Source organism: Pseudoclavibacter sp. AY1F1, assembly GCF_002931075.1.
Classification (GTDB): domain Bacteria; phylum Actinomycetota; class Actinomycetes; order Actinomycetales; family Microbacteriaceae; genus Pseudoclavibacter.
Genome location: NZ_PSTQ01000006.1, coordinates 143,452 through 169,411, shown reverse-complemented (window position 1 = coordinate 169,411; position 25,960 = coordinate 143,452). Strand labels below are relative to the sequence as shown.

At 67.2% G+C, this 25,960-nt stretch carries 20 protein-coding genes and 1 pseudogene; 5 read left to right on the top strand and 16 right to left on the bottom strand.

Features of this window, described 5'->3' with window-relative positions:
- Window positions 1–17 precede the first annotated feature (17 nt).
- Entirely contained in the window at window positions 18–968 is a 951-nt protein-coding gene (locus C5B85_RS11345; protein ID WP_146077939.1) for a hypothetical protein, read from the top strand.
- On the opposite strand, the gene C5B85_RS11340 is transcribed toward C5B85_RS11345, so the two are convergent.
- The 10 genes from C5B85_RS11340 to lepA form a co-directional block, all read right to left on the bottom strand.
- Complete coding sequence (locus C5B85_RS11340) at window positions 930–1,805, bottom strand: regulatory protein RecX (protein ID WP_104286138.1); 876 nt, start codon at window positions 1,803–1,805, stop codon at window positions 930–932. The two genes, C5B85_RS11345 and C5B85_RS11340, sit on opposite strands and share 39 nt — an antisense overlap.
- The gene (gene recA, locus C5B85_RS11335; RefSeq protein ID WP_104286137.1) at window positions 1,802–2,881 is read right to left on the bottom strand and encodes a recombinase RecA; all 1,080 of its coding nucleotides are present in this window, start codon (window positions 2,879–2,881) and stop codon (window positions 1,802–1,804) included. Before recA ends, C5B85_RS11340 begins: the two co-directional genes overlap by 4 nt.
- Window positions 2,882–3,138: 257 nt before the next feature.
- Window positions 3,139–3,369 (bottom strand): DUF3046 domain-containing protein, encoded by a 231-nt coding sequence (locus C5B85_RS11330; protein WP_104286136.1) that lies wholly within the window; start codon window positions 3,367–3,369, stop codon window positions 3,139–3,141.
- 91 nt (window positions 3,370–3,460) lie between these two features.
- Window positions 3,461–3,772 carry a helix-turn-helix domain-containing protein gene (locus C5B85_RS11325; protein WP_104286135.1) on the bottom strand — a complete coding sequence of 104 codons (312 nt, stop codon included), beginning with the start codon at window positions 3,770–3,772 and terminating at the stop codon, window positions 3,461–3,463.
- Window positions 3,773–3,942: 170 nt separating this feature from the next.
- The gene (locus C5B85_RS11320) at window positions 3,943–4,482 is read right to left on the bottom strand and encodes a CinA family protein (RefSeq protein ID WP_104286134.1); all 540 of its coding nucleotides are present in this window, start codon (window positions 4,480–4,482) and stop codon (window positions 3,943–3,945) included.
- Complete coding sequence (gene pgsA / locus C5B85_RS11315; RefSeq protein ID WP_104286133.1) at window positions 4,479–5,111, bottom strand: CDP-diacylglycerol--glycerol-3-phosphate 3-phosphatidyltransferase; 633 nt, start codon at window positions 5,109–5,111, stop codon at window positions 4,479–4,481. The genes C5B85_RS11320 and pgsA overlap by 4 nt, the downstream gene beginning before the upstream one ends.
- 14 nt (window positions 5,112–5,125) lie before the next feature.
- Window positions 5,126–7,978 carry a DNA translocase FtsK gene (locus tag C5B85_RS11310; RefSeq protein ID WP_104286132.1) on the bottom strand — a complete coding sequence of 951 codons (2,853 nt, stop codon included), beginning with the start codon at window positions 7,976–7,978 and terminating at the stop codon, window positions 5,126–5,128.
- Between the two features lie 85 nt (window positions 7,979–8,063).
- A complete protein-coding gene (locus C5B85_RS11305; RefSeq protein WP_104286131.1) occupies window positions 8,064–9,737 on the bottom strand; it encodes a ribonuclease J in 1,674 nt (557 codons plus the stop codon).
- A gap of 47 nt (window positions 9,738–9,784) precedes the next feature.
- On the bottom strand, window positions 9,785–10,759 hold the full coding sequence (dapA, locus tag C5B85_RS11300; protein WP_068481187.1) for a 4-hydroxy-tetrahydrodipicolinate synthase: 975 nt from the start codon (window positions 10,757–10,759) through the stop codon (window positions 9,785–9,787).
- A gap of 46 nt (window positions 10,760–10,805) precedes the next feature.
- Window positions 10,806–12,650: a translation elongation factor 4 gene (gene lepA / locus C5B85_RS11295; protein WP_104286130.1), complete on the bottom strand. Its 1,845-nt coding sequence runs from the start codon at window positions 12,648–12,650 to the stop codon at window positions 10,806–10,808.
- Window positions 12,651–12,759: 109 nt separating this feature from the next.
- Here lepA and C5B85_RS11290 point away from each other — a divergent pair, with 109 nt between their 5' ends.
- From C5B85_RS11290 to C5B85_RS11280, 3 genes are all read left to right on the top strand, one after another.
- Window positions 12,760–14,361, top strand: coding sequence for an ABC-F family ATP-binding cassette domain-containing protein (locus tag C5B85_RS11290; RefSeq protein WP_104286129.1), 1,602 nt, complete (start codon window positions 12,760–12,762; stop codon window positions 14,359–14,361).
- A 141-nt stretch (window positions 14,362–14,502) separates the two neighbouring features.
- Window positions 14,503–14,763, top strand: a complete 261-nt coding sequence (gene rpsT / locus C5B85_RS11285; protein WP_068493103.1) for a 30S ribosomal protein S20 — start codon at window positions 14,503–14,505, stop codon at window positions 14,761–14,763.
- Window positions 14,764–14,773: 10 nt separating this feature from the next.
- Window positions 14,774–15,364: a DUF1697 domain-containing protein gene (locus C5B85_RS11280; RefSeq protein ID WP_104286128.1), complete on the top strand. Its 591-nt coding sequence runs from the start codon at window positions 14,774–14,776 to the stop codon at window positions 15,362–15,364.
- A 133-nt stretch (window positions 15,365–15,497) separates the two neighbouring features.
- Here C5B85_RS11280 and holA read toward each other — a convergent pair whose 3' ends face one another.
- Window positions 15,498–16,511: a DNA polymerase III subunit delta gene (holA, locus tag C5B85_RS11275; protein ID WP_104286127.1), complete on the bottom strand. Its 1,014-nt coding sequence runs from the start codon at window positions 16,509–16,511 to the stop codon at window positions 15,498–15,500.
- Window positions 16,512–16,645: 134 nt separating this feature from the next.
- Here holA and C5B85_RS11270 point away from each other — a divergent pair, with 134 nt between their 5' ends.
- Window positions 16,646–16,834, top strand: a complete 189-nt coding sequence (locus C5B85_RS11270; RefSeq protein ID WP_104286126.1) for a hypothetical protein — start codon at window positions 16,646–16,648, stop codon at window positions 16,832–16,834.
- A gap of 258 nt (window positions 16,835–17,092) precedes the next feature.
- Here the strand turns inward: C5B85_RS11270 and C5B85_RS19795 are convergent.
- The 5 genes and pseudogenes from C5B85_RS19795 to cydD all read right to left on the bottom strand — a co-directional run.
- A pseudogene (locus C5B85_RS19795) lies at window positions 17,093–18,142 on the bottom strand (ComEC/Rec2 family competence protein); the annotation flags it as partial.
- Window positions 18,143–18,978: 836 nt separating this feature from the next.
- Window positions 18,979–19,659: a ComEA family DNA-binding protein gene (locus C5B85_RS11255; protein WP_258070736.1), complete on the bottom strand. Its 681-nt coding sequence runs from the start codon at window positions 19,657–19,659 to the stop codon at window positions 18,979–18,981.
- A 254-nt stretch (window positions 19,660–19,913) separates the two neighbouring features.
- Entirely contained in the window at window positions 19,914–22,463 is a 2,550-nt protein-coding gene (leuS, locus tag C5B85_RS11250; RefSeq protein WP_104286125.1) for a leucine--tRNA ligase, read from the bottom strand.
- 150 nt (window positions 22,464–22,613) lie between these two features.
- Window positions 22,614–24,293: a thiol reductant ABC exporter subunit CydC gene (gene cydC, locus C5B85_RS11245; RefSeq protein ID WP_258070735.1), complete on the bottom strand. Its 1,680-nt coding sequence runs from the start codon at window positions 24,291–24,293 to the stop codon at window positions 22,614–22,616.
- A complete protein-coding gene (cydD, locus tag C5B85_RS11240) occupies window positions 24,290–25,960 on the bottom strand; it encodes a thiol reductant ABC exporter subunit CydD (protein ID WP_104286124.1) in 1,671 nt (556 codons plus the stop codon). The genes cydC and cydD overlap by 4 nt, the downstream gene beginning before the upstream one ends.

Genomic DNA, 25,960 nt, shown 5'->3' with positions numbered 1-25,960 from the left:
ACCGCTACGCTGGCGGGATGCGAGCCATGACCACGGATGACGGCGTCACGCCGGCGACTTCCCTTGCTCTTCAGCGAGGTCTGCTGCAGACCGATGGAGGCCGTGTCGAGGCGCACGGGGAGCGGGTGGCGTCGATCTCCGCGCCGAGTGGCGCCCTGTATGTGGGTCCGGCCGGGGGCGAGAACGGTGTCGACGGTCTTGTGCTGCGGGTCGGTGGTGGCCTGTTGGCTGCGACGACGACGCTCGTTTCTGATGGTTCGGGCTCGTCCAGGGTCGAAGCCTTGACCATCTCCACGAACGACGAGCCGGAACGTTGGCGCGACGCTCCTCGAGACGAGGCGTACTGGCATTCGCTGCCCAGCGAGCTGCAGGGTGAGGTGCCGGTCGTCGAACCGCGCCACGGTCTGCTGATCGTCTGCGACGCCGGGTTGCGTGACCAGTACCGCCAGAGCGACTTCGCGTGGGACCGGTGGGTCGACGAGGTGGTGGCTCCGGCATCGGTTTCGAGCGGCCAGGCGGCGGTCGCCCTCCCGTTCGCGGGCCGACAGGAAACGCTCCTGGCGCTCGCGTCGAGTTCATTCCCCTCTGGTGCCGCGGTCTTCGCTGGATTCGATGCGAACCTGCAGATCGCGGCGCTGCACCTTGCGCCCGTTGCGGAGCGCGAGCTGGAGGCCGCGGTTGTCGCGGTTCGTCGAGCCCGCGCGGCCCTCAGGGATGGCGATCCGGCGGCGGCTTCGGCGCTTGCCATGACTGCCATCTCAGCGCTCGAAGCAGAACGGGACCTGCGTGCTGCGGGTCGCGTCGGCTTCGTGCTTGCCGAGGCGCACACCCGAGCCGGCGCTCCCGCCGCAGCGCGGCGAGCCCTCGAGGAGGCGCTTGTCCGCCTCGAGGTGACTCGCGATGCTGAGGGGCAGCGCGTTGCGCTTGCCCTACTCGACGGGACTGGCGCCGAAGAACACGCCAGCTGACCCGTTCGAGGATCGGCTCGGCCTCGACCCGCCCTGGACTGCTTCGCGTGCTGCTGTGAAGGCGACACCAGAGGAGTAGCCGCGCCTCGAGAGGAACCCGGCAATACGCCGGATTGCGGCGTCCGGCTCGACGCCCTTGACGCGTCGAGCGCGCTCGACGGCAAGCTCTCTGGCACGCTCGAGCTCGTCGTCGCGGTCGACCTCAGCGAGCACTTCTTGCATCGCCTCCGCCGCGATGTGGCGGTCACGAAGCGCGCGCTCCACGCCCTGGATGCCGGATCGCTTCTTGTCCCGTGACTTATGGACAACCAGCTCGGCGAGGCGCAGGTCGTCGAGGTAGCCGAGCTCGGTGCAGCGGTCGATGACCTGCTCGATCTCGGTGTCGTCGAGCCGGAGGGATTCCTCGTACTCGGCCGCTTCTTCAGTGCCATCCTCAGGTGCCTGCGCACCCTTGGGATCCTCGCCGCGCCAGTCACGAAGGAGGCGACGTGCCTCCTCCGTGGACCTGTCGCTGCGAGCAAGCGCACGGACCAGTGTCTCCTGCGCTTCACCGATGAGTCGCTCACGCGATTCCGCGTCCATCCCAGCGGGCACGACGGCCGTGAAAGCCTGTGCATCGCCTTGCCCGCCGGGAATGGAAACGAGTCTTGGGCTGCCGTTCGCCGACGATGAGGGCCGGGTTTCCGGCCCGTCCACACCCGAGGCGGCGGAATCCGCAGCCGCGGGAATCGTGCTCGACGGGACAGCGCCGAGGTCAGCGTCAGCTCCCGCTGCCCGCTGGCGTCCCGCGGGCGACGCACCGAACAGTGGCGTCACCGGAGCGAGTTCCTCGGTCATGCGCCGCGCCGTTGAGCGACCTTCGCCTCGGCGACGGGCGCGATTGGCGTCTCGGCTACCTCCGCCGGAGCCTCGGCGGGCTGGCCGACACCAAGCTTCGCGAGGATCTTCCGCTCGATCTCCTCGGCGATCTCCGGGTGCTGGATCAGGAAGTTGCGGGCGTTCTCCTTGCCCTGGCCAAGCTGGTCACCCTCATAGGTGAACCAAGAGCCTGATTTGCGCACGAGGCCGTGCTCCACGCCGAAGTCGATGAGCGACCCTTCACGGGAGATGCCGACACCGTACAGAATGTCGAACTCGGCCTGCTTGAAGGGCGGCGCCATCTTGTTCTTGACGACCTTGACGCGTGTGCGGTTTCCCACCGCGTCCGTACCGTCCTTCAGCGTCTCGATGCGACGGATGTCGAGGCGAACCGACGCGTAGAACTTCAGCGCCTTACCACCTGCGGTCGTTTCCGGGCTGCCGAAGAAGACACCGATCTTCTCGCGCAGCTGGTTGATGAAGATCGCGGTGGTCTTCGTCTGGCTGAGGCCACCAGTGAGCTTGCGGAGCGCCTGCGACATGAGGCGCGCCTGGAGACCGACGTGGCTGTCACCCATCTCACCCTCGATCTCGGCCTTGGGCACGAGTGCGGCGACGGAGTCGATGACAACGAGGTCGACAGAGCCAGAACGGATGAGCATGTCCGTGATCTCGAGCGCCTGCTCACCCGTGTCTGGCTGGGCGACGAGGAGAGCGTCGATGTCGACGCCAAGCTTCTTCGCGTATTCCGGGTCGAGCGCGTGCTCAGCATCGATGAAGGCTGCGATGCCTCCGGCACGCTGCGCGTTCGCGATCGCGTGGAGCGTCAGTGTCGTCTTACCCGAGGACTCAGGGCCGTAGATTTCGACGATGCGGCCACGCGGGAGTCCCCCGATGCCGAGGGCGACGTCGAGCGCAACCGAACCGGTTGGAATCGTCTCGACGGGGGCACGCTCATCGCTTCCGAGGCGCATGACCGACCCCTTGCCGAACTGTCGGTCGATCTGGGCGAGTGCGGCGTCAAGTGCTTTTTCGCGGTCTGCTGGGTTTGGCATGGTGATGTCCTCTCGGAATGTGGCGGTCGCCTCTCGGCTGTCGCGCGCTGATGGAGAGCGCTGACGACAAGGCGGATCGGCTTCCTTGGCTACTCGACATTCACGGTAGAGGCGACCACCGACATTCGATGATCGAACCTGTTCACCTGTGGACAAGTCTCCGAGGAGTCCGACGTAAACACCCTACGCGCTTCGAACACGACTTCGAACATTCGACAGGCGTGTCGAATGGAAGATGCGCGGCCTGACCCCGTGTTTCAGTCCTGAGAGCGTGGATCGATCGTGCCGACGCCGTGGCGCCTGGAGTCGGGGACGCCGGTATCCACGCAGAGCGCCATCCAGATCTCGCGCGGCTCGACACCGTCATCCAGCGCCTGCTGCGCGGTGCGGTCGCCGATTGCGCCGAGCACGAGATCTCGCATCAGCGAACGTCCGTAGGCGTCACCGAACTCAGCGACCACGGCCCTGTCGAATTCGCTCTTGCGCATCCCTCAAGCCTACGCCGACGGCGCCGCAGCTGATGCTGCGACGCCGTGGGACACTCCTCCAGTGGAAGGGCAGGCGTGCGAACCCGTCTCGCTAACGCGTGACGAGTGGCTTGCGCATTCCGAGCAGGAGGTCGTCCGGAACCGTGTCCGGGATGCTCGTGTCGAAGCGTTCATGGACGGCCAGACGGTCGCCCACTTCGCGATAGATGATGGAGAGGGGGGTCTCGAGGGCTTCTGCCACCGAAGCGAGGATCTCGCTTGAGGCTTCCTTCTGCCCGCGCTCGACTTCACTCAGGTACCCGAGTGCAACCGAGGCGCGACCCGCGACCTGCCGGAGCGTGTGCCCCTTACGCAGGCGCACATCACGCAGGACTTCACCGATCTCTTGACGCGCTAGGACCATAGCGGGGTCCTCCTTACTGCCGTGTGCCAAGAACTGTAACTTACGAGACTTCGTGGAGACTTCGTCACGCTGAGAACAACCAAGCAAACATCGATGGTATTCCTGAAAAAACGCCGAATGTTGAGGCTCTTCGACTCAACCTTCGAAGCGGCTTCGATCACGATACCCGGTCAGTGTTCCACGAGCATTTCGAGCACGTTGTGGACAGCCGCCTCAACCGTCGCCCCGCGCACTCGTTGGCGACTGCCGGCCGGGTCATCGAGCCGGACCAGCGAAGAGAAGTCGAGTTCCACGACCTTGTCGCCGAAGAGCGAGGAGATGCCGACGAACACGATGCCCGGCGCTCTTCCTGCCTGCGCCTGCGGCCCGGCCACCCCGGTCGTCGAGAGCCCGATATCGAGTCGTTCACCACGCTCGGTGGAGAGCGCGGTCCTGATCCCGAGAGCCATGGCGACGGCGACATCTGGGTCAACGGGGCCTCGCTCCGCCAGGAGGTCCTCGTCGACGCCGAGCAGCGTGTGCTTCAGCTCTGTGCGGTACGCGACGATGCCGCCCGCGAGAGACGCAGAGATGCCGGGAATCTTCACGAGCTCGGCGACAAGCGCCCCTCCCGTGAGTGACTCCGCGATACCGATGCTCAGCCCAGCTTCGAGCAGCACGCGACCCAGCTCGATGGTCTGTGGGAGTGCTGGTGCGATTCCACCGGTCATCGCTGGGTTCTCCCGTCGTCGGCCCGAAGCTCGGGTGCCTTCTTCTTCTGTGGGCGGTAGGCCTCCCACAGGTAGTCGATCCCCGACCACACGGTCAGGATAAATGCTGCGGACATCAGGACGACATTGAGCCAATGCACCCAGTCCCCGAAGACAACCCAGAGCGGCAGGAGAGCCAGCGAGATCGCGATGGCCTGCACGAGGGTCTTGAGCTTGCCTCCGCGACCTGCGGGAAGGACGCGCTTCTTGGCGACGGCAAGACGCCAGAAGGTGATGCCGAGTTCGCGCACGAGGATGATGATCGTGACCCACCAGGGGAGCTCGCCCAGCACGGAGAGCATGACAAGCGCCGTGCCGGTGAGCGCCTTGTCGGCGATCGGATCGAGCAGCTTGCCCAGGTCGGTGATGAGGTTCCGGCTGCGTGCGATGTGCCCGTCGAGGCTGTCCGTCGCGATCGCCACGATGAACAGCACAGCGGCCACCCATCGCCACGGGCCGTCGCTGCTGTTATCCAGCAGGAGGAACCAGACGAACACTGGCACGAGCAGGATGCGCGCGATGGTGATGAGGTTCGGCACGCACCAGTTGCTCACCGGACCGTCGCCCCCACGGAGTATTCGACCGGTCATCGTGCTGCCTCTCGCTAGTCGCGCCCGGTCAGACCCCAGGCGTCTTCGTCGCCGCTCTCGCCTTCGACTTCTTCCAGGCCATCGTATTGGGCTGCGACGGCGTCGAAGGACGCGGCCATTCCGTCGTGCTCTGCAGCAGGAGCCGCTGTGGCCGCTGGGGCGTGCGCCGCCGTGTCCTGACCACGGATACGGGCGAGGACGCCGGGAAGCTCTTCAGCCGTGACCAGCACGTCCCTGGCTTTGGACCCCTCGGAGGGTCCGACGATCTCGCGCGACTCCATGAGGTCCATGAGGCGCCCGGCTTTCGCGAAGCCGACGCGCAGTTTTCGCTGCAGCATCGAAGTGGAGCCGAACTGCGAGTTCACGACGAGTTCAGCCGCGGCGAGCAGGAGCTCGAGGTCATCTCCGATGTCGGCGTCGATCTCCTTCTTCTCGACGACCTGCGCGACGTCGGCCCGGTATTCGGGCTGCGCCTGGCGCTTGACGTGGGCCACGATCTCCGTGATCTCCTTGTCGTTCACCCACGCACCCTGGACGCGGGCGGCCTTGTTCGCCCCGGACGGCAGGAAGAGCGCGTCTCCCTGACCGATGAGCGCCTCAGCACCGACTTGGTCGAGGATGACGCGAGAGTCGGTAGAGCTGGTTACGGCGAACGCGAGACGGCTCGGCACGTTGGCCTTGATGAGCCCCGTGACGACGTCCACGCTCGGGCGCTGGGTAGCGAGCACGAGGTGGATTCCAGCCGCACGCGCGAGCTGAGTGATGCGCACGATCGAGTCTTCGACGTCTCGTGGCGCGACCATCATGAGCTCGGCGAGCTCGTCGACCACGACGAGGAGGTACGGGTACGGCTTGAGCTTTCGCTTCGACCCTTCAGGCAGGATGATGCCGCCGGAGCGGATCGCTGCGTTGAAGTCGTCAACGTGCCGGTAGCCGAAGCTCTCCAGGTCGTCGTAGCGCATCTCCATCTCCTTCACGACCCACTGCAGCGCCTCGGCTGCCTTCTTGGGGTTCGTGATGATGGGGGTGATGAGGTGTGGGACGCCGCTGTATGGGGTGAGCTCGACGCGCTTCGGGTCGACCAGCACCATTCGGACCTCGGCGGGCGTGGCCCGCATGAGCAGCGAGACGATCATCGAGTTCACGAAGCTCGACTTGCCGGCACCGGTGGCGCCCGCCACCAGGAGGTGGGGCATCTTCGCGAGGTTGGCGAGCACGAACCCGCCCTCGACGTCCTTGCCCACGCCGATCGTCATGGGGTGGCGGGCGGCGATCGACTCCGGCGACTGCAGCACGTCGCCGAGCGACACCACCTCACGGTCGGAGTTGGGAATCTCGACACCGATCGCGCTCTTGCCTGGAATCGGCGAGAGGATGCGCACCTGATTGCTCTTGACGGCGTACGCGATGTTGTTCGAGAGCTGCGTGACCCGCTCGACCTTCACGCCTGGAGCGACCTCGACCTCGTAGCGGGTCACGGTCGGCCCGCGGGAGAAGCCGGTGACCTTCGCGTCGACCTTGAACTGGGTGAAGGTGGAGTTGAGCGCTTCGACGATGAGGTCGTTCGCCTCAGTGCGGGCGAGCGCTGGCGCACCCCGCGACAGCATCGTCTGCACGGGAAGGCTGTAGCCCTGCCCTGACGCGTCCGCGTCGCGGGAGTCCCACTGCTCGCCCTCGTCCTCGGCCGCGGCGGGAGGCGCTTCGGCCGAAGGGGTCGTCACGGGAGCCGGCGCCGGGGCGGCCGGAGCGCCGAAGAGATCGGCGAACTCGTCTGGGTCGGTCGGCGAGGAGTCGTCCTGGATGCCCGTGGCGGAGAACAGCGTCGGCTCGGCGACGTCGATGATGTCGGTGGCGTCGTCCATCCGGAGCCCCGGGAGCACGGCCGTGGGTTGCGGACCCGTGACGATGTTGTCCGGGTCTTCGGAGGTGAGTCCCCGCAGCACGGTTGTCGTCGCTTCCGGGTCGATGCGGTGATGCTCGTGCTTCTTGCCTTCGGTGACCGCCGTGTCGTACGGCTGCTCTTCGTAGTCGACGTCCTCTTCGCGCCCTGATTCGTTGCGACGCCACCACGGGAGGCGCTCCGACTCCGAGGCGCGACTGCGGTCGTCGTCGCCGAGGAGGCTCTCCGCGTCACTCGCCTCGGCTTTGCTCGGCTTCGCGGAACGCGCGTGGGCAGCGGACTCCTCGTCGATGCCGAACATCCACGCCCACAGTTCGCGGAGTCGCGAGACGACCTTGTGCGGCGGCGTCTTGGTGATGATGAAGATCGAAAGCAGGACAAGGAGCCCGGCGACGATAGCCGCGCCGATCGGGGTGATGACCAGCCCGAGGGTGCCCCCAAGCAGCCAGCCGAAGACTCCCCCGCCGAGTGCGAGCGCCGGCATGCCGTTGGCCGGGTCGGGGTTGCCGGCGATGACGTGGCAGATCGCCGAGCTCGAGACGAGCCCGAGGAAGAGGCCGACCCCGATGCGGCCGTTGTCGCTCACCGAGGACGGGTGCCTGAAGAGCCACAGGGCGAAGAAGGCGAGCACGACGGGGAGCGCATAGGAGACGCGTCCGAACAACCCGCCGAACGTGAAGTCGTTGAGGCCCATGGCCACATCGTTGCCAGGGAAGAACCAGACGACCACGCCGCCGATGACTGCAAGCAGGAACAGGAGGAACGGGAAACCGTCGCGCCGCTGGTCTTTCTCGAGCGTCTCCGGCCCGAGCGCGCGGGCGGTTTGGCCTGCGACGTTCGCCGCGGCCATCCAGGCCCTCGTCGCGATGCCCGGCTTCTCGGTCTCCGCCGGAGCCTTCGCAGCTGCCGCGCTCGCCCGCTTCTTGGGCGCTGGGGTTCGCTTGGTGTTGGACGGAGTTGTGGCCATGGTGCCCAAGGTACCTGCGGCCACCGACAGGATCGAGGATGACGCCCCGAGAGCCGCCGAGATCGGCGGCTCTCGAGGTCGAGTGTCAGGCTTCGATGACCACCGGGATGATCATCGGGTGACGACGGTGCTTCGTGTTGACCCAGCGGCCGATCGTGCGCCGCACGACCTGCGAGAGCTGGTAGGAGTTCGAGTTGCCCGCCTCGACAGCCTCCTTGAGCGCCTTCTGGATGCCAGGGATGATGTCGTCGAAGACGGCCTCGTCCGGCGCGAACCCGCGAGCGTGGATCTCGGGCCCGACAAGGATGTTGCCCGTCGCTGCCTCGACGACGGTGAAGATCGAGATGAATCCCTCTTCCGCGAGGATGCGGCGATCCTTGAGGTCAGCATCCGTGATCGTGCCGACAGTCGAGCCGTCGACGTAGATGAAGCCGATGTCGAGCTGGGCGACCTGCCGCGCGATGCCATCCTTCATGTCGATGACGGCACCGTTCTCGACGACAAGCACGTTCTCGTCGGCGATGCCGGACTTCTTCGCGATCTCGGCGTTGGCGACGAGGTGGCGGATCTCACCGTGGACGGGCATGACCTGTCGCGGCTGAAGGATGTTGTAGCAGTAGAGCAGCTCGCCCGCGGCGGCGTGACCCGAGACGTGGACGTTGGCGTTGGCCTTGTGCACGACGTTTGCGCCGAGCTTGATGAGCGCGTTGATGACGCGGAACACCGAGTTCTCGTTGCCGGGGATGAGGCTCGAGGCGAGGATGACGGTGTCGTCCTCCCCCACCTCGATGGCGTGAGTCTTCGACGCGATGCGGCTGAGGACTGCCATCGGCTCGCCCTGCGAGCCCGTCGACATGAAGACGATCTGGTCGTCGGGGAGCTTCAGCGCCTTCTTGTGGTCGATGAGCACACCCTGCGGCACGTTGAGATAGCCGAGCTCGGATGCGATGCCCATGTTGCGAACCATCGAACGCCCCATGAGCGCGACGCGACGACCGTTGGCCGCTGCCGCGTCGATGACCTGCTGCACACGGTGCACGTGGCTCGAGAAGCTCGCCACGACGACCTTGCCCTTGGTCCGCGAGATGACGTCCTCGATGACCGGACCGATGTTGCGCTCCGTCGGCGTGAAGCCGGGGACCTCCGCGTTGGTCGAGTCGGCCATGAAGAGGTCGATACCCTCCTCGCCGAGACGCGCGAACGCGCGGAGGTCGGTGAGGCGGCCGTCGAGCGGCAGCTGGTCCATCTTGAAGTCACCCGTGTGAAGAACGGTGCCGGCGTCCGTCGTGATGTGGACGGCGAGCGCATCCGGGATCGAGTGGTTGACAGCCACGAACTCGAGCGAGAACGGGCCGAGCTCCTCGACCTGTCCTTCCGCGACCGTGAGCGTGTATGGCTTGATGCGGTGCTCTTTGAGCTTCGCTTCGACGAGCGCAAGCGTCAGCGTGGAGCCGATGAGCGGGATGTCCGGCTTGAGCCGCAAGATGTACGGCACTGCTCCGATGTGATCCTCGTGGCCGTGGGTCAGCACGATGCCGACGACGTCGTTCAGACGAGCACGGATCGAGTCGAAGTCGGGGAGGATGAGATCGACGCCCGGCTGGGTCTCCTCCGGGAAGAGCACGCCGCAGTCGACGATGAGGATCTTGCCGTCGATCTCGAAGGTGGCCATGTTGCGGCCGACCTCGCCGAGGCCGCCGAGCGGGATGATCCGCATCGAGCCTGGAGCGAGCTTGGGAAGGTGTTCGGACTTTGTCATATGTGCCTTAGGGATTCAGCGTTGCCGCTGGTGAGGTGAGGGTCGATTCAGCGGGTTGTGCCTGGGATGCGCGGGAGCGCACCACCCGCGGCCGCGTTGCGGTCAGGCCGGAAGTTCGTGAAGCTCGCGCCTTCGACGTCGCGAACCAGGTCGAGCTCATCCTCGATGAGGGCGGCTTCCCACTCCTCCGGTCCGACAAGTGGGAGCCGGACACGTGGGGACTGGATGCGGCCGAGGCCGTGCAGGATGTACTTGGTCGCCACGGTGCCTGGCACGTGGGTCATGGTCGCCCGAACGAGCGGCTCGAGGCGCTTGTGCGCATCCGTCGCCGTGCGGAGGTCGCCCGCGTTGACCGCGTCGACCATCATTCGGTACGGCTGCGACGCGATGTTGGCGGTCACGCCGATGAGGCCGGTTGCACCGATCGAGAGGAGCGGGAGGGTGTTGGCGTCATCGCCCGAGAAGTAGAGCAGCTCGGTCTGGTTGAGCACACGCGACACCTGCGCGAGGTCGCCCTTGGCGTCCTTCACGGCGATGATGTTCGGGTGCTTCGCGAGTCGCAGGATCGTCTCGTACGTGATCGGGATGCCGGTGCGGCCCGGGATGTCGTAGAGGATGAGCGGCAGATCGGTCGCGTCGGCGATCATGCGGAAGTGCGTGAGCACACCGGCCTGCGTCGGCTTGTTGTAGTACGGGGTGACGGCCATGACGCCGTCCGCGCCTGCATCCGCCGACTGCTTCGCGAGCTGGATGGCGTGCGCCGTCTCGTTCGAGGGGCCGCCGGTGATGATCTTCGCGCGCCCGGCCGAGACCTCCTTGCCGACAACGACGAGCTTGAGCTTCTCGGCGTCAGTGAGCGTCGACGTCTCGCCGGTCGTTCCCGTGACGACGATGCCGTCAGCGCCAGCCGAGATGACGTCGTCAATGTGCTTCTCGACGCCCGCCCAATCGACTTCTCCGTCGTGCGTCATCGGGGTCACGAGTGCCACGAGCACCTGGCCGAAAGGGTTGTCCTGTTCCATCACGTCTCTCAGGCTACTTCCACTAGGTAAAGACTGCTTCTGCTTGCTACTTTTTCTTCTCTACATCGCCGCTGAGCGCGGCGATGAACGCTTCCTGCGGCACTTCCACGCGGCCGACCATCTTCATGCGCTTCTTGCCGGCCTTCTGCTTCTCGAGCAGCTTGCGCTTACGCGAGATGTCTCCGCCGTAGCACTTCGCGAGTACGTCCTTGCGGATGGCGCGGATCGTCTCTCGAGCGATGATGCGGGCGCCGATCGCTGCCTGGATCGGCACCTCGAACTGCTGGCGCGGGATGAGCTTGCGCAGACGCTCGGTCATGAGCAGCCCGTAGGCGTAGGCCTTGTCCTTGTGGATGACGGCACTGAACGCGTCGACGCGCTCGCCCTGCAGGAGAATGTCGACCTTCACGAGATCGGCGACCTGGTCGCCCATCGGCTCGTAGTCGAGGGACGCGTACCCTTGCGTCCGACTCTTGAGCTGGTCGAAGAAGTCGAACACGATCTCGCCGAGCGGCATCGAGTAGCGGAGCTCGACGCGCTCCTCGCTGAGGTAGTCCATGCTGATGAGCGTCCCGCGCTTGCTCTCGCAGAGCTCCATGATCTTGCCGACGTAGTCCTTCGGCGCGAGGATCGCCGCACGCATCATCGGCTCACGCACCTCGAGGATCTTGCCCTCCGGGTACTCGCTGGGGTTCGTGACCGTGTGCAGCTGCTTGTCTTCCGTCTTCACCTCGTAGACGACCGAAGGCGCGGTCGTGATGAGGTCGAGGTCGAACTCGCGCATGAGGCGCTCGGTGACGATCTCGAGGTGCAGGAGGCCGAGGAAGCCGACCCGGAAGCCGAAGCCGAGGGCCACAGACGTCTCTGGCTCGTAGTTGAGGGCGGCGTCGGAGAGCTTGAGCTTGTCGAGCGCCTCACGCAGCTCCGGGTAGTCGCCGGCATCGATCGGGTAGAGGCCCGAGAAGACCATGGGCTTCGGCTCGGTGTAGCCAGGCAGCGGGTCCTCGGATGGGCGGGTGCTGCCTGTGACGGTGTCGCCCACCTTCGAGAGGCGCACGTCCTTCACTCCCGTGATGAGGTAGCCGACCTCGCCGACGCCGAGCCCCTTGGCCACGGTCGGCTCCGGCGACGAGACGCCGATCTCGAGCATCTCGTGGGTCGAGCCGGTCGACATCATCTTGATCTTGTCGCGCGCCTTGAGCTCGCCGTCAACGACGCGGACGTAGGTGACGACGCCACGGTACGCGTCGTAGACCGAGTCGAAGATCATCGCGCGGGCAGGCGCATCCGCGACTCCGACAGGGGCAGGGATGCGCTCGACCACGCGGTCGAGGAGCTCCTCGACACCCATGCCCGTCTTGCCGCTGACCCGCAGCACGTCGTCGGGGTCGCCGCCGATAAGGTTCGCGATCTCAGCCGCGAAACGGTCGGGGTCAGCCGCGGGCAGGTCGATCTTGTTGAGGACCGGGATGATCTCGAGGTCGTTCTCCATCGCGAGGTACAGGTTCGCGAGCGTCTGGGCTTCGATGCCCTGCGCCGCGTCCACCAGCAGGATGGCGCCCTCGCAGGCGGCGAGCGAACGCGAGACCTCGTAGGAGAAGTCGACGTGGCCGGGCGTGTCGATCATGTTGAGCGCGTACGTGTCGCCCTCGACGGCCCACGGCATGCGGACGGCCTGGCTCTTGATCGTGATGCCGCGCTCGCGTTCGATGTCCATGCGGTCGAGGTACTGTGCACGCATGGCGCGCTCGTCGACTGAGCCCGTGAGCTGCAGCATCCGGTCGGCCAGGGTGGACTTGCCGTGGTCGATGTGAGCGATGATGCAGAAATTGCGGATCCGGGCGGGGTCGGTCTGAGCCGGCTCGAGCGGAGTGGAGGCGCGTGGTGACATGGTGTCGCCTATTCTCCCATGAGCCGCGAGCTGAGCGTTCATCGCTCGGTGCCCGAGCGCGCAGCCACCACACGCACCGCCGGAGAACGGCCCAGGAAGGCACAACTGCATGAGTCTCATCCGCCTCAACGACGTCGAGGTCAGCTTCGGCCCCTCCCCCGTACTCAAGGAGGTCTTCCTCACGCTCGACCGGGGCGACCGCGTCGGGCTCATCGGACAGAACGGCTCGGGCAAGTCCACGCTGCTGAAGCTCATCCTCGAGCAGGTGTCGCCAGACACCGGAACCGTGTCGATCGACGACGGTGTGCGCATCGGCTACTTCTCGCAGTTCTCCGAACTCGACGGATCGGCCACGATCCTCGAGACGCTCGAGACGCTGTTCTCGCACGTCCACGAGATGGAGGCGGAGCTCGCCGAGATCGACGCCGCCATCGCCGCCGAACCGGACGCCGGCACGCTCGACCGCCTCATCCTTCGCCAGTCCGAGCTCTTCGAGGAGATGGACCGCGCGGACGGCTGGGACTACAAGCGCCACATCGACACCGCACTCACGAAGCTCGGCTTCAACGACGCCCACAGGACGAGCCCCATCGAGAAGCTCTCCGGCGGCTGGCGCAACCGCGCGGCCCTCGCCAAGCTCCTCCTCGAGCAGCCAGACGTGCTCCTCCTCGACGAGCCCACGAACTTCCTCGACGTAGCCGGCGTCGAATGGCTCGAGACCTGGTTCCGCTCGTTCCGCGGCGCCGCGATCATCGTCTCGCACGACCGCACGTTCCTGGATGCTGTTGTCACGCGCATCCTCGAGGTCGAGAACCTGCACCTGCACGAGTATCCGGGCGACTTCGGCGAGTACATCATCCAGAAGCAGTTCAGGCTCAAGACGCTCCAGGCGCAGTTCGTCCACGAGGCCGAGCTGCTCGCATTCGAGGCTGAAGGCATCTCCGACCGCCGCGAGGCCGCGAAGGCGGGCGGCAAGGGACTCGGGAAGCGGCTGTCGAACATCAAGAAGAAGCGGGCACCTCGTCCCGTCGACGAGATCGTCACCGAGATCTACGGCTCGCTGCACGTGAAGGATGTGCTCGCGCGCGTCTCAGGCCTCGGCAAGAGCTACGGCGAGCGCACGCTGTTCGATGACGTCACCTTCGAGGTGCACCGCGGCGACCGCATCGCGGTCATCGGCCCGAACGGCAGCGGCAAGTCGACGCTCCTGCGAGTCCTGACGGGCGAGGAGAAGGCTGACATCGGCCGCGTCGACTGGCCGAACGGCGTCAAGGTCGTTTCCTACAACCAGGTGCTCGACGAGCTCGACGAATCGGACAGTGTCTCGCATTCGGTGAACGCCATGCCGGACAGCATCGCGCTCCGAGCTACGAAGAAGTCCGTCGCACGCTTCCTCAGCATGTTCCGCTTCAGCGAGGCCGAACTGAAGTCCCGCATCGGGACGCTGTCCGGCGGCCAGCGGGCCAGGGTAGCGATGGCCCAGTGCCTGCTGTCTGGCGCATCCGTGCTCGTGCTCGACGAGCCGACCAACCACCTGGACCTGCCGAGCACACAGGTCATGGAACGCGCGCTAGTACACTTCCCTGGCGCGGTCATCGTCGTCAGCCACGACCGGTTCTTCATCGACAAGGTCGCCACGGGAACGGTCATCTTCGGCGCGAACACGGACGCACCGGCCGAGCTCGCGATCACCATCGCGGATTCGGTATAAACACTGCCGGGTACCAGCATCGTCTGAAGCCTGGTAGACTCTCTGTTTGGCTTACGCGTCGCCCACTCGGCGCGGATTGGCGGCACGGCCCTCTTCCGTGCGGCACCGTTCCAGTACACCTTCCTGTAAGAAAGAAGCAACGTGGCAAATATCAAGTCGCAGATCAAGCGCATCGGCACCAACCGCAAGGCGACCGAGCGCAACCGCGCCTACAAGAGCGAACTCCGCACGGCTATCCGTCGCGTTCGTTCGGCAGTCTCCGAGGGCAACAAGGAGCAGGCTGAGCTCGCGCTCACCTTCGCTGCCAAGAAGCTCGACAAGGCCGTCTCCAAGGGCGTCATCCACAAGAACCAGGCAGCGAACCGCAAGTCGGCCATCGCCAAGACGGTCGCAGCGCTCTAAGCCTCCCGTCATGCCGACATCGACCCCCGCGTCCTCGTCCGAGGTGCGGGGGTCGATTCGTCGTATCGCGCTCCTGCAGAGCATCAACCTAGGCCAGCATCGAAAGCTGCCGATGGCAGATCTCAAGGTCGCACTCGAGGCCGCCGGGCACACCAATCTCGCGACGGTGCTGCAGACGGGCAACGTGCTGTTCGACGCTCCGGCAGAGGTCACGAACGCGCAGCTCGAGACGAGGCTCCGCGCAGAGATGGCGGCCGCCTTCGACCTCGACGTCCCCACGCTCGTGCGCGACGCTCCCGAGTGGCGGGCAGTCGTCGCCCATGACCCGTTCAGGGCCCTCGACCCGCATCCGAGCCGCTACGTCGTCGTGTTCTGCGCGGAGTCACCGCAGGAGCGCGTGGCGGCCGCGCTCGAGGGCGTCGACCTCGCGGAGGACCGCTGGGCCGTGCACGGTCGCGAGATCTACGTCTTCTGCCCGAACGGGCAGATCCAGTCGCCCGTTCTGCAGCGGCTCGGGCGCCCCAAGAGCTCTGACAAGTCGAGCGGACCGGCGACGGTTCGCACCTGGGGTACCGTCCTGCGGGTCGCCGCAAAGCTCTAGGCCCAACGCAGCTCAGGCCCGCCTCCAGGCGACGGCCCGACCTCGTGCGACCAACTTGCGTGATCAGAAGCGCTTCGCGACGCTGATGGCCCGCAGACGCAACACGGAAGTTGGTCAGCGTGTACGGCGGCGGTCAGACGTCTCGGAGGGCGATGCAGCGCAGCATGCGCTCGACGGCGAACTGCGGGTCCTTGCCTGCGCCCTTGACGGCGTGGTCGGTCTCGGCGACCAGCGTGATGGCCCGGCCGAGCGAGGCGTCGTCCCAGTCGCGGAGCTCGCGGCGTGCCTGCCCGACCTGCCAGGGGGAAGCGCCGGCGCGGCTCGCGATCTGCGCGTCCGAGCCGCTGAGCCCCTGCACCTTCGCCATGATGCGCAGCTTCGACGCGACGGCCGACACGATGGGCACGGGATGCAGGCCTGTCGAGAAGCCGTGCCGCACGAGCGCCAGTGCGTCGCGAACCCGGCCGGCGAGGGCCGCGTCCGCGATCTTGAAGCCGGTCGTCTCGACGCGGCCGCCGAAGTACTTGTCGACGTGCTCGTCGGTGATGGTGTCGCTCGTGACCGTCAGCAGCTGGCGGGCAGCTCCGATGAGCTCCGCCAGATCGGTGTTGAAGGCGGCGACGAGGAGGGCTGCCGCCTGGGGCTCGATGCGTCGGCCGGCGTTCCGAACCTCGGCGACGACGACGTCGATGAGTTCGCTCGGCTTCGGCTTCTGGCAGTCGACCTCGATTGCGACGTCCTTGGCGGCGCGCACCGCGTCGAGCATCTTCTTGCCGCGGACTCCCCCACCGTGCCTGAGCACCAGCGTGGCACCCTCGACGGGCATTTTCGTGTAGTCGACGACGTCGGCGATGAGCGCATCGGTGCACTGCTGCACTCCACGGATGATGACAAGCCTCGGCTCGAAGAAAAGCGATGGGCTGACCAGCGTGGTGAGGTGGCCGCTGGAGTAGCCGGATGCGTCGAGCTCTGTGATCTCGAGGTCGGGCGCCTCGGCGCGCAGTACGTCGCGGAGCCTTGTGATGGCGGTCTCCGCGAAGTAGTCTTCGGGACCGCTGACGAGCACGATGCCTGCTGGCCGCACTTCCCGGTGGGTGAGGACGGGGATCGCCCTCTTGGGGGTGCTCGCCCGCTTCGCCTGTGCCATGTGGCAATGCTAGCGATCACTGGGGCGTCAGGCTGGCCGCCATCCCCAGCGCCGATCACGATTGTGCCGAGTTCGTCAGTGCGCAGCGCCGGCGTGCCCGCGTCTGCGAGCATGCCGAGGGCGGCATCCGTCGGATGACCGTAGCCGTTGTCCGCCCCAACCGAGACGAGCCCGACCGACGCCCCGAGCTGTTGGTACAGCTGTGCGCTCTGGTCGCGCGAGCCGTGGTGCGCCATCTTGACGACGTCGGCGCGCAGATGCGGGTGCTCGCGCAGCAGGTCGCGCTGGGCCTCCTCTCCCAAGTCGCCCAGAGCCGCAAGTGACAGGCACACGGCGACACACGACGCCGCAGGCTCAAGCATTGTCACGAGGCTGCCATCATTGCCGCCGGTGGTCGCGGGCTCGCCACCTGGGCCGCGCTTCGGCCACAGGGCACTCCAGGTGAGGTCCCCGAGCGCCCATGAGTCGCCGCTGGCGGCGAAAAGCACCTGGGCCCCGGATGCTCGGAGGTCTGCCACGAGGGGCTCCGCTCTCGCCTCGTCCGTGTCGGGCACCACTACAGCCGCAACTCGAACTCCGGACTCCACCATCGCAATCGCGGCGCCGGTGTGGTCGAGATCAAAGTGAGACAGCACAAGCAACGACAGGTCACCGATGCCAAGCGCCTCGAGACAGGCCAGCAGGGCCTCCGGTTCTGCTCCGGTGTCGATAAGAGCCGAGCCCTGAGTCGTGCGAACGATCAGCGCATCCCCTTGCCCGATGTCGCAGGCCGCGTACCGCCAATTGCTCGGGATGCTGCGGCTCAGGTGCATGGCCTGGCCAACGAGCGTGCCGACGTAGGAGACAAGCGCCACGCACAGCAGCAGCGCGAGCCAGGCTCGCCAGCGATGGATGAGCAGCACAAGGGCGACAACCGCGACAAGGCACAGGATGGCGCCTGGCAGGCCGCCCGGCCACGGCAGGAGCGCGCCTGGCCAGCCGCTGACGGACACGGCGACGAGCCCGATCCACTGCGCAGGCAGCCACGCCAGCCACAGGAGCGCCTGCCCGAGCCAGGGAGCGAGCTCCAGGAGCAGACCGCCGACAAGCCCGACCAGGGTCGCGACTGGCGCCGCCGGGGCGGCGAGCACGTTCGCGGCCACACCGTAGAGCGGCAGCTCGGGCGTCAGGAGGAGAAGAACCGGCTGGCACGCGAGTTGCGCCGCGGCGGGCAATGCCAGGAAAAGGGCCAACGCGCGCGGCATGACGCGCGCGAGGCGATCGCCGATCGGGGTCGCGAGGGTCAAGAGGCCAAGCGTGGCGAGCACCGAGAGCGCGAAACCGTAGTCGCGGCTCCGCCACGGATCGACGACCAGCACAACAAGCGTCGCCAGCGCCAGGAGCGCCAGTCCGCTCACCCGACGCGACGTGGCCTCGAGCGCCAGCACAACTGCCGCCATGATGCTGGCCCTGATGACGCTGCCCTCTGGCGTGACGAGCGCGACGAAAGAGGCCAGCAGCACCGAGGCGAGCACAAGTCGTCCGCCGCGCCGAAGCCCGAGGAGACGCCCGATCACGAGCACGGCGGCGACGACGACGGCACAGTTCGCACCGGAGACAGCAGTGAGGTGCGTCAGCACGGCGGCCTTCATCTGACTGTCCAGCTCGGGTGTCACCAGGCGCGTGTCGCCGACCGCGAGGCCCGGGAGCAGTTGTGCACCGGGCCCAGGCAGCCCGCGAGCCGCGCTCACGATGGTGTCGCGCGCCCCGGCTGTCGCCTCAAGGAAACCGTTGGGAGCCTCGACGACACCCGCAGGCCCGTCGAGGAAGAGCATGGCCGCGACGCTGTCGCCGGCGTCGGCCGGACCGAGCTTGCCCTCGAGCTCAACCCGAGAACCGATGCCCGGAATCTCTCCGCCGTCCTGCACGCTCAGCCGTCCGAAGACAAGCAGCGAAGCGCCGCCGCCTCCCGCAGCCCCGTTCACCTCGAACGAGTCGAGGAGCACCTCGAAATGCGGCACCTCCTCGACGTGCGCTCCGGACCACCCACCACCCTCCTCGCTCTGGGCAACTCCGTTCTCCCCCACGAGCGAGGTGAGCGTTCCCGTCGCCGTCAGCGGTGCACCCTCGGCTGCCGCGGCCCGGAGCACCTCCGGTGCTCGGACAGGGAGCTGGGCCCCGACGCTCACTGCCACCAGTGACGCCGCTGCGGCCAGCACCGCCAGGATCGCGAAGACCTCGGCTGCGCGGGTCCGCTTCCGTCTGCGGACAAGCACCCCAGCACCCAGCGCGCAGAGGGACAGGGCCGTCGCGGCGGCCGCAATACCCCAGGCGGCGGGTGGGCATGACACGCAGAGCCACGCCACGGCCCAGACCGCGCACGCGGCGGGCACGAGCCTGGCATCCCGCATCCCGAGGCGGTCTGCGACTTCGGGCGGCACGAGCGCACCACCGCGTCCACCCTGCGTCTCTGCTGCGCCGCCCGCCTTCATACCGTGACCAGATCGACGAGGCCCTCGTACGTCGCGTCCCCGACGCCTGCAACCTCCTTGAGGTCTTCGACGGACGCGAAGCCGCCGTTCTGCTCTCGGTAATCGATGATGCGCGAGGACATCGCTGGCCCGATGCGGGGAAGCTCCTCGAGCTCCGCCGCGGTCGCCGTGTTGAGGTTCACGAGCCCGCTCGCGGCGGATGCTCCCCCACCGACGGGCGGGGCGCCTCCCGTGGCCACGGGCGCAGCCGGTGCCTCACCGATGCGCGGGACCCGCAGCTGCTCACCGTCGACAAGCGTGCGAGCCATGTTGAGGAGCGAGGGGTCGGCGTCGCCAGCGAGGCCCCCAGCCGCCGCGATGCCGTCGACCACGCGCGCGCCAGGCGAAACCTCGTAGACACCCGGGTTCGCGACCGCCCCGACGACGTGCACCAGCAGCATCTCACCGCTTGGCGTCGCCCCCGCCTCCGCTGCCGGGGCGTTCGTCGAGCCGAGCTCGATACTCGAAGTCGGCGATGCATCTCCGATGGCACCGAGGCTCGGCGTCGGCCGGAAGGCGGCGATCGCGATCGCACCGGCGAGCACGGCCAGGACCAGCACCACGGCCGCACCGACCCCGATCCGCAGACGGGGTCGGGGCGGACGCTCGAAAAGGTCGGCCAGCTCGGATTGGGACACCCTCGGACGCTACGACGGCAGGTGCATCCGCCTGCCTGCGAAGTCGTGTCCTGTGGAGAGCGGCTCTCACACAGGGCAGGTGACTACAGAGTGGCCCGCTGACGCACCACGCCCGACGCACAACGCACCACGCCCGACGCCCATCAACCGACACTGCTGCGGAAGCCCTCGATCGCCAGTCTCGAAAGACGAAGCCAATCGCCAACGCGCCCCCGCTCGGCTGAGCGGGGGCGCGTCTGGCAGGAGGGCGGCGGCTAGCCCTTGACGGCGATGTTGACGAGCTTCGGGGCGCGCACGATGATCTTGACGATCTCGCGCCCGTCGAGTGCTGCCTGCACCTTCGGCGACGAGATCGCGAGCTGCTCGAGCGACGCCTCGTCGATGGTCGGCGGCACGTCGAGGCGGTGCCTGACCTTGCCGTTGATCTGCACGACCGCCGTCACCTGGTCCTGCGTGAGCAGCGAGCGGGCCGCAGTGGGCCACTTGACGTGCGAGATGCTGCCCTCGTGGCCGAGTCGCTCCCACATGTCCTCCGCGGTGTGCGGTGCGTACATGTCGAGGACAACCGCGATGGCCTCTGCGGCCTCGCGCACGGCGGGGTCGGCAGGGCCCGCGCCAGAGTCGATGGCCTTGCGGGTCGCGTTCGTGAGCTCCATGAGGCGCGCGATGACGACGTTGAACTTGAAGCCGCTTGCGAGCTGCGGGATGTCGGCGAGGAAGCGGTGCGTCTCTCGGCGCAGTCCCCGGTCGCCCTCCCCGAAGTCGACTCCGAGCGGGCTCGTGACCTCGCCCGAGATGCGCCAGGCGCGTGCCAGGAACTTGCCGGAACCGGCGACCGACACGTCGGCCCAATCGACGTCGTCCTCCGGCGGGCTCGCGAAGAGCATCGTCAGCCGTACAGCGTCAACACCGTACTGGTCGAGCTCTGCCGAGAGGCTCACGACGTTGCCCTTCGACTTCGACATCTTCTTGCCGTCCATGACGACCATGCCCTGATTGAGCAGCGCGGAGAACGGTTCCGTGAAGTCGACGTGTCCGAGGTCGTAGAGCACCTTCGTGATGAAGCGGGCGTACAGCAGGTGCAGGATGGCGTGCTCGACGCCACCGACGTACTGGTCGACGGGCGCCCAGCTCGCCGCCGTCTTCTCATCGAACGCCGCGAGCTCATTGTTCGGTGAGAGGAAGCGGAGGAAGTACCAGGAGCTGTCGACGAACGTGTCCATCGTGTCCGTGTCGCGCAGCATGGGCTCGCCCGTCTCGGGGTCGACGGTGTTCACCCAGTCGGTTGCGCCGCCGAGTGGCGAGGCTCCCTTCGGGCGCAGGTCGAGGCCTTCGGCTTCCGGCAGGCGCACCGGCAACTGGTCGAGCGGCACCGGCACTTCCTTGCCGTCCTCGCCGTGGAGGATCGGGATGGGCGTGCCCCAGTAGCGCTGGCGCGAGATGAGCCAGTCGCGCAGTCGGTAGTTCTTGGCGGCGCGGCCGGTGCCACGCTCGTCGAGCAGTTCGATGGCGGCCTGGATGCCGGAGCGCTTCGAGAGGCCGTCGAGCGACCCCGAGTTGGTGAGCCGACCGTCGCCGGACAACGCCTCGCCGGTCTTGGCGGGGTGCAGGTCCTCGAACTCGGGCATCGACCCGTCCTCGGGAATGATCGGGATGACGCCAGTGACAGCCTGCGTGACGTCGACAACCACCTTGACCGGCAGATCGAAGGCGCGCGCGAAGTCGAGGTCTCGCTGGTCGTGCGCGGGCACAGCCATGATCGCGCCGGTGCCGTAGTCGGCGAGCACGTAGTCGGCTGCCCAGATCGGCAGCCGCTCGCCGCTCAGCGGGTTGATGGCGAAGCGACCGAGGTCGACACCCGTCTTCGGGCGGTCGCTCGACTGGCGGTCGATGGAATCGAGCGCGCGAGTGTCGGCGAGGTACTTCGCGAAGCGTTCGCGGACCTCGTCGCTTGCACCCTCGGCCAGCTCGGAGGCGAGGTCGGAGTCTGGGGCGACGACCATGAAGGTCGCGCCGTACAGCGTGTCCGGCCGAGTCGTGAAGACCGTGACTGGCTCATCCCGGCCCTCGACGACGAAGTCGACGTCCGCACCGAGCGAGCGCCCGATCCAGTTGCGCTGCATCGTGATGACCTTCTGCGGCCAGTGCCCCTCGAGCTGGTTCAGGTCGTCGATGAGGCGGTCTGCGTAGTCGGTGATCTTGAAATACCACTGGTTGAGCTTCTTCTTCACGACGATCGCGTCGCAGCGTTCGCAGTGGCCGTCGATGACCTGCTCGTTCGCGAGCACGGTCTGGTCGTTCGGGCACCAGTTCACGTCCGAGTACTTGCGGTAGGCGAGGCCACGCTCGTACATCTGCAGGAACAGCCACTGATTCCAGCGGTAGTACTCGGGGTCAGAGGTGTGGATGACACGGTCCCAGTCGAAGGACGCCGCGTAGCGCTTCATGGACGCGCGCTGCTGCGAGATGTTCTCGTACGTCCAGTCCTTGGGGTCGCCGCCGTTCTTGATGGCGGCGTTCTCTGCCGGCAGACCGAACGAGTCCCAGCCGATGGGGTGCAGGACGTTGAACCCCTGGTGGCGCCAGTAGCGTGCGACGGCGTCACCGAGCGCGTACTGCTCGGCGTGGCCCATGTGCAGGTCGCCGGACGGGTACGGGAACATGTCGAGGACGTACTTTCGAGGGCGGTCGTCGCCCTCGAGGTTCGTCGCGAAAGGCTGAAGCTGGTCCCACTCAGCCGACCACTTCGCTTCGAGAGCCTTGAAGTCGTATTCCTGGGGCTCAGCGCCTGTCGCTTCTGTCACAGATTTCCTCTTCCAATTTCTTGCAGCTTGCTTGGCGGTGAGGAGGTCTCATCGCGTCGCCGGTTGCTGCACGGAGGGTGGGTCTCGTCGTGTTCGACGGGGTTCTTCGCGAAGCGCGGGGCTCCCCGCGTTCGACACCAACGCCCAAGACTACTCGCCGTCGAGGCGAAGCGCGCGTGTGACGAGGGCGGGGTCGACGGGGGTGTGCGAGATGATCACGACGGAGCGCTCCGCACCGGATGCATCAAGCAGCTCGGCGACGAGCCGGTCGGCGAGTTCTGGGTCGACATTGGCGGTCGGTTCGTCGAGCACCAGCACCGGGAAGTCCGCGAGGATCCCGCGCGCGAGTGCGATGCGCTGCGCCTGTCCGCCGGAGACGAGGGCCCCGTGTTCCCCGACCCGGGCCTCGAGGCCGCCCCGCTCCTCCAGCCACTCCCCGAGCCCAACACGGTCGAGGACCGCTTCGAGTTCGCTGTCGTCGGCGTCAGGCTTGGCGAACAGCAGGTTCTGCCTGATGCTCTCGTCGAAGATGTGGGGCCGCTGTTCGATGAGGCCAACTGCGGAACGCACTTGCGACGGCTCGTAGGCTTTCGCCTCGACGCCGTTGAGGAGGTAGGAGCCCTCGTAGTCGAGGAACCGTACCAGCACGTTCGCGAGGGTCGTCTTGCCGGCGCCCGACTCCCCTTCGACGAGCAGTCGGTCGCCGGGAGCCAGCTCGAGCGAGAGCCCCCTGATGGCCGGTTCCAGCGCGCCGGGCCAGGACGCGGAGATGTTGCCGAGGGACAGCGTCACCGGAGCGCTCGGGTCGGCGCGAGGTGCGGGCAGCGGCTGGGCGTCGGGCAGAACGCGCGGTGCCTCGCCAGGCGCGACGTCCGCGACCCGGGCAGCGCTGGCCCGGACCTGGCGCCAGGCAGCCACCGCCTGGGGAACCTGAGCGAAGATCTCGAACAAGGCCATTGGCACCAGAGCGATGAGGGTGAGCATTGGGGCGAGCAGGGCGCCATCGACGGTCGGGTTGATGCCGACGGCCAGCGCTCCGGCAGTCGCGAGACCCGAGAAGAGCATCACGAGACCCGCGACGGCGCCGCTCCCGCGGGCCCTGGAGACGAGCGCGTCACGCAGCCTGGCGTCTGCGGCGTCGACCTCGGCCAGTTTGGCGTCGAGGGCTCCGTAGGCCTCGAGCGTCTCGAAGTTGGAGACGGTCTCGTAGATGCGGTCGTTGAGCTCGGCACGCAGCGGCGCGGCCTCGCGATCGGCACGCCCAGAGATGGCGAGGTTCGTCATCGTTGCGACGATGCCCGCGAGCAGGAGGCAGATGGCGAGCACGATCGCCGCGGGCGCGCTCACGAGCCAGATGCCGATGACGGCGAGGGTTGAAGTGAGGCCGGCGATGATGAGGGGCTGGGCGACCCGGAGCGGCAGGAACTGCAGCTCGTCGACGTCGCTGACAAGTCGCGTCAGCAGGTCGCCGCGGCGGTGCGTCGCGAGTCCGGCCGGCGCCAGCGGGATGAGTCGCTTGAGCACCCCGACTCGCAGTTCGGCGAGTTGCCTGAACGAGGCATCGTGGCCGAGGAGTCGCTCGACGTAGCGGAACACAGCGCGCCCGATGGCAAACGCCCGGACCCCGACGATGGCAATGCCGAGCAGCAGGATGTGGATGATCTCTGATGCCCGCGTGAGCAGGTATGCGCTTGTCGCCAGGAGCGCAACCGCGCAGATGGCGCTCAGCAAGCCGATGGCGATCGACGGCCACAGACGTCGAGCGGACGGCATCGCGAGGCGAAGAATGCGTCGCTCGTCAGCGGACGGTCGCTCTTGGATGCGGGTCACGCGCGCGTCACCGCCTCGAGCCGCTCGATCGTGTGCACGGAGTCGGCGGACGCGACGAGCGCGCGCCGGTGGCTGACGATCAGGACAACACGCCCCTCCTCGGCGAGGCTCCTGAAGGCGGCAGCGATACGCCGTTCGGTCTCGGCGTCGAGCGCTGAGCTCGGCTCGTCGAAGAGCACAACCGCGCAGTCCAGTCGACGCGCGCGCAACAGCGTCCGCGCGAGGGCGACTCGTTGGGCTTGCCCGCCAGAGAGACCTGCGCCGGCGACTCCCAGCATCCGCTCGCCTTCGAGGTCCCCAAGGCCAGCGGAGGCGAGGGCGGCGCGCACTTCGTTCGGGCTCGCATTCGGCTGTCCGAGCGCCACGTTCTCGGCGACGGTCCCCTCGACCAGGGACGCCGACTGGCCCATCCAGGCTATGGCCGCCCTTCGCGCCTCTCCGGTCAGCTGCTCGCCGCCGAAGGTCACGCTGCCGGCGAATTCGAGGCCTCCTCGAGCGACCGCGAGCAACGTCGATTTGCCGGCGCCGGACGGGCCGACGAGGGCGGTCACCTGCCCGGCATGGGCCTCCAGGCTGTAGTCGCGCAGGACCGTCCGGCCTTCGTAGCCGACCGTCACGTCGCGGAACACGAGGTCGCCCGTGGCTCTGCGCCTCTGAGCGGGTTCTGGCCGGGCGTCGCTCACTGCCCTGGGCCGCGCGCCCCCTGGGCCTGCGTCCGCCTCCTCGATCACCGAGAACACGTCTTCCGAGGCCGCGACGCCGTCTGCCGCCGCGTGGAACTGCGCGCCGACCTGCCGCAGCGGGAGGTAGACCTCCGGGGCAAGCAGCAACACGAAGAGCCCGACCTCGAGCGTCATGTCGCGGTTGATGAGCTGGATACCGATCGTGACCGCGATGAGGGCGACGGAGAGGCTCGCGAGCAGTTCGAGCGCGAACCCCGACATGAACGAGAGCCGCAGCACCTTCATGGTCGCGACTCTGTAGTCGTCGGTGACCCGTCTGATGCGCTCCGGCTGCCGCTGCGCCCGGCCGAAGATCTTGAGCGTCGAAAGACCCTCGACGACTTCCAGGAACCCCGTCGCGAGCGTCGACAGCGCCGTCCACTGCCGCTGCTGCACCTTCTCGGTCGCCCAGCCGATGAGGATCATGAAGATCGGGATGAGGGGCAGCGTGATGATGACGGTGATGGCGGATGGGAGATCCCACAACGCCATGACGACGATCAGCACGGGCGTCGCGATGGCCGTCAGGATGAGTTGCGGCAGGTACTTCGCGAAGTACGTGTCGAGCGTGCCGAGGCCGGGCCCCGCGAGCGTCGTGAGTCGCGCGCTCGACGTGCCCGCGAGCCAGGCGGGGCCGAGCTTCGCGACGGATGCGAGCAGCTTCGACCGCAACTCGCTCTTGACCTTCGCGGCGGCGCGAGCAGAGACGGCCTCCATTCCCCACGTCGCGGCGCTGCGCACCGCGATGACCGCGAGCAGCGCGCCGAACCACGGGAGCAGGTCTTCGACGCGCTCGCCGGCGATGGCCGACACTATGAGGTGTGTGACCAGCCAGGCGAAGCCGATGATCGAGGCAGTCTGCACCGCGCCGAGCGCCGCGCCGAGCACGAAGAAGCTTCGTGCCGACGCGGCGTGGCTCAGGAGTCGGGGGTCGAGAGGTTTCAC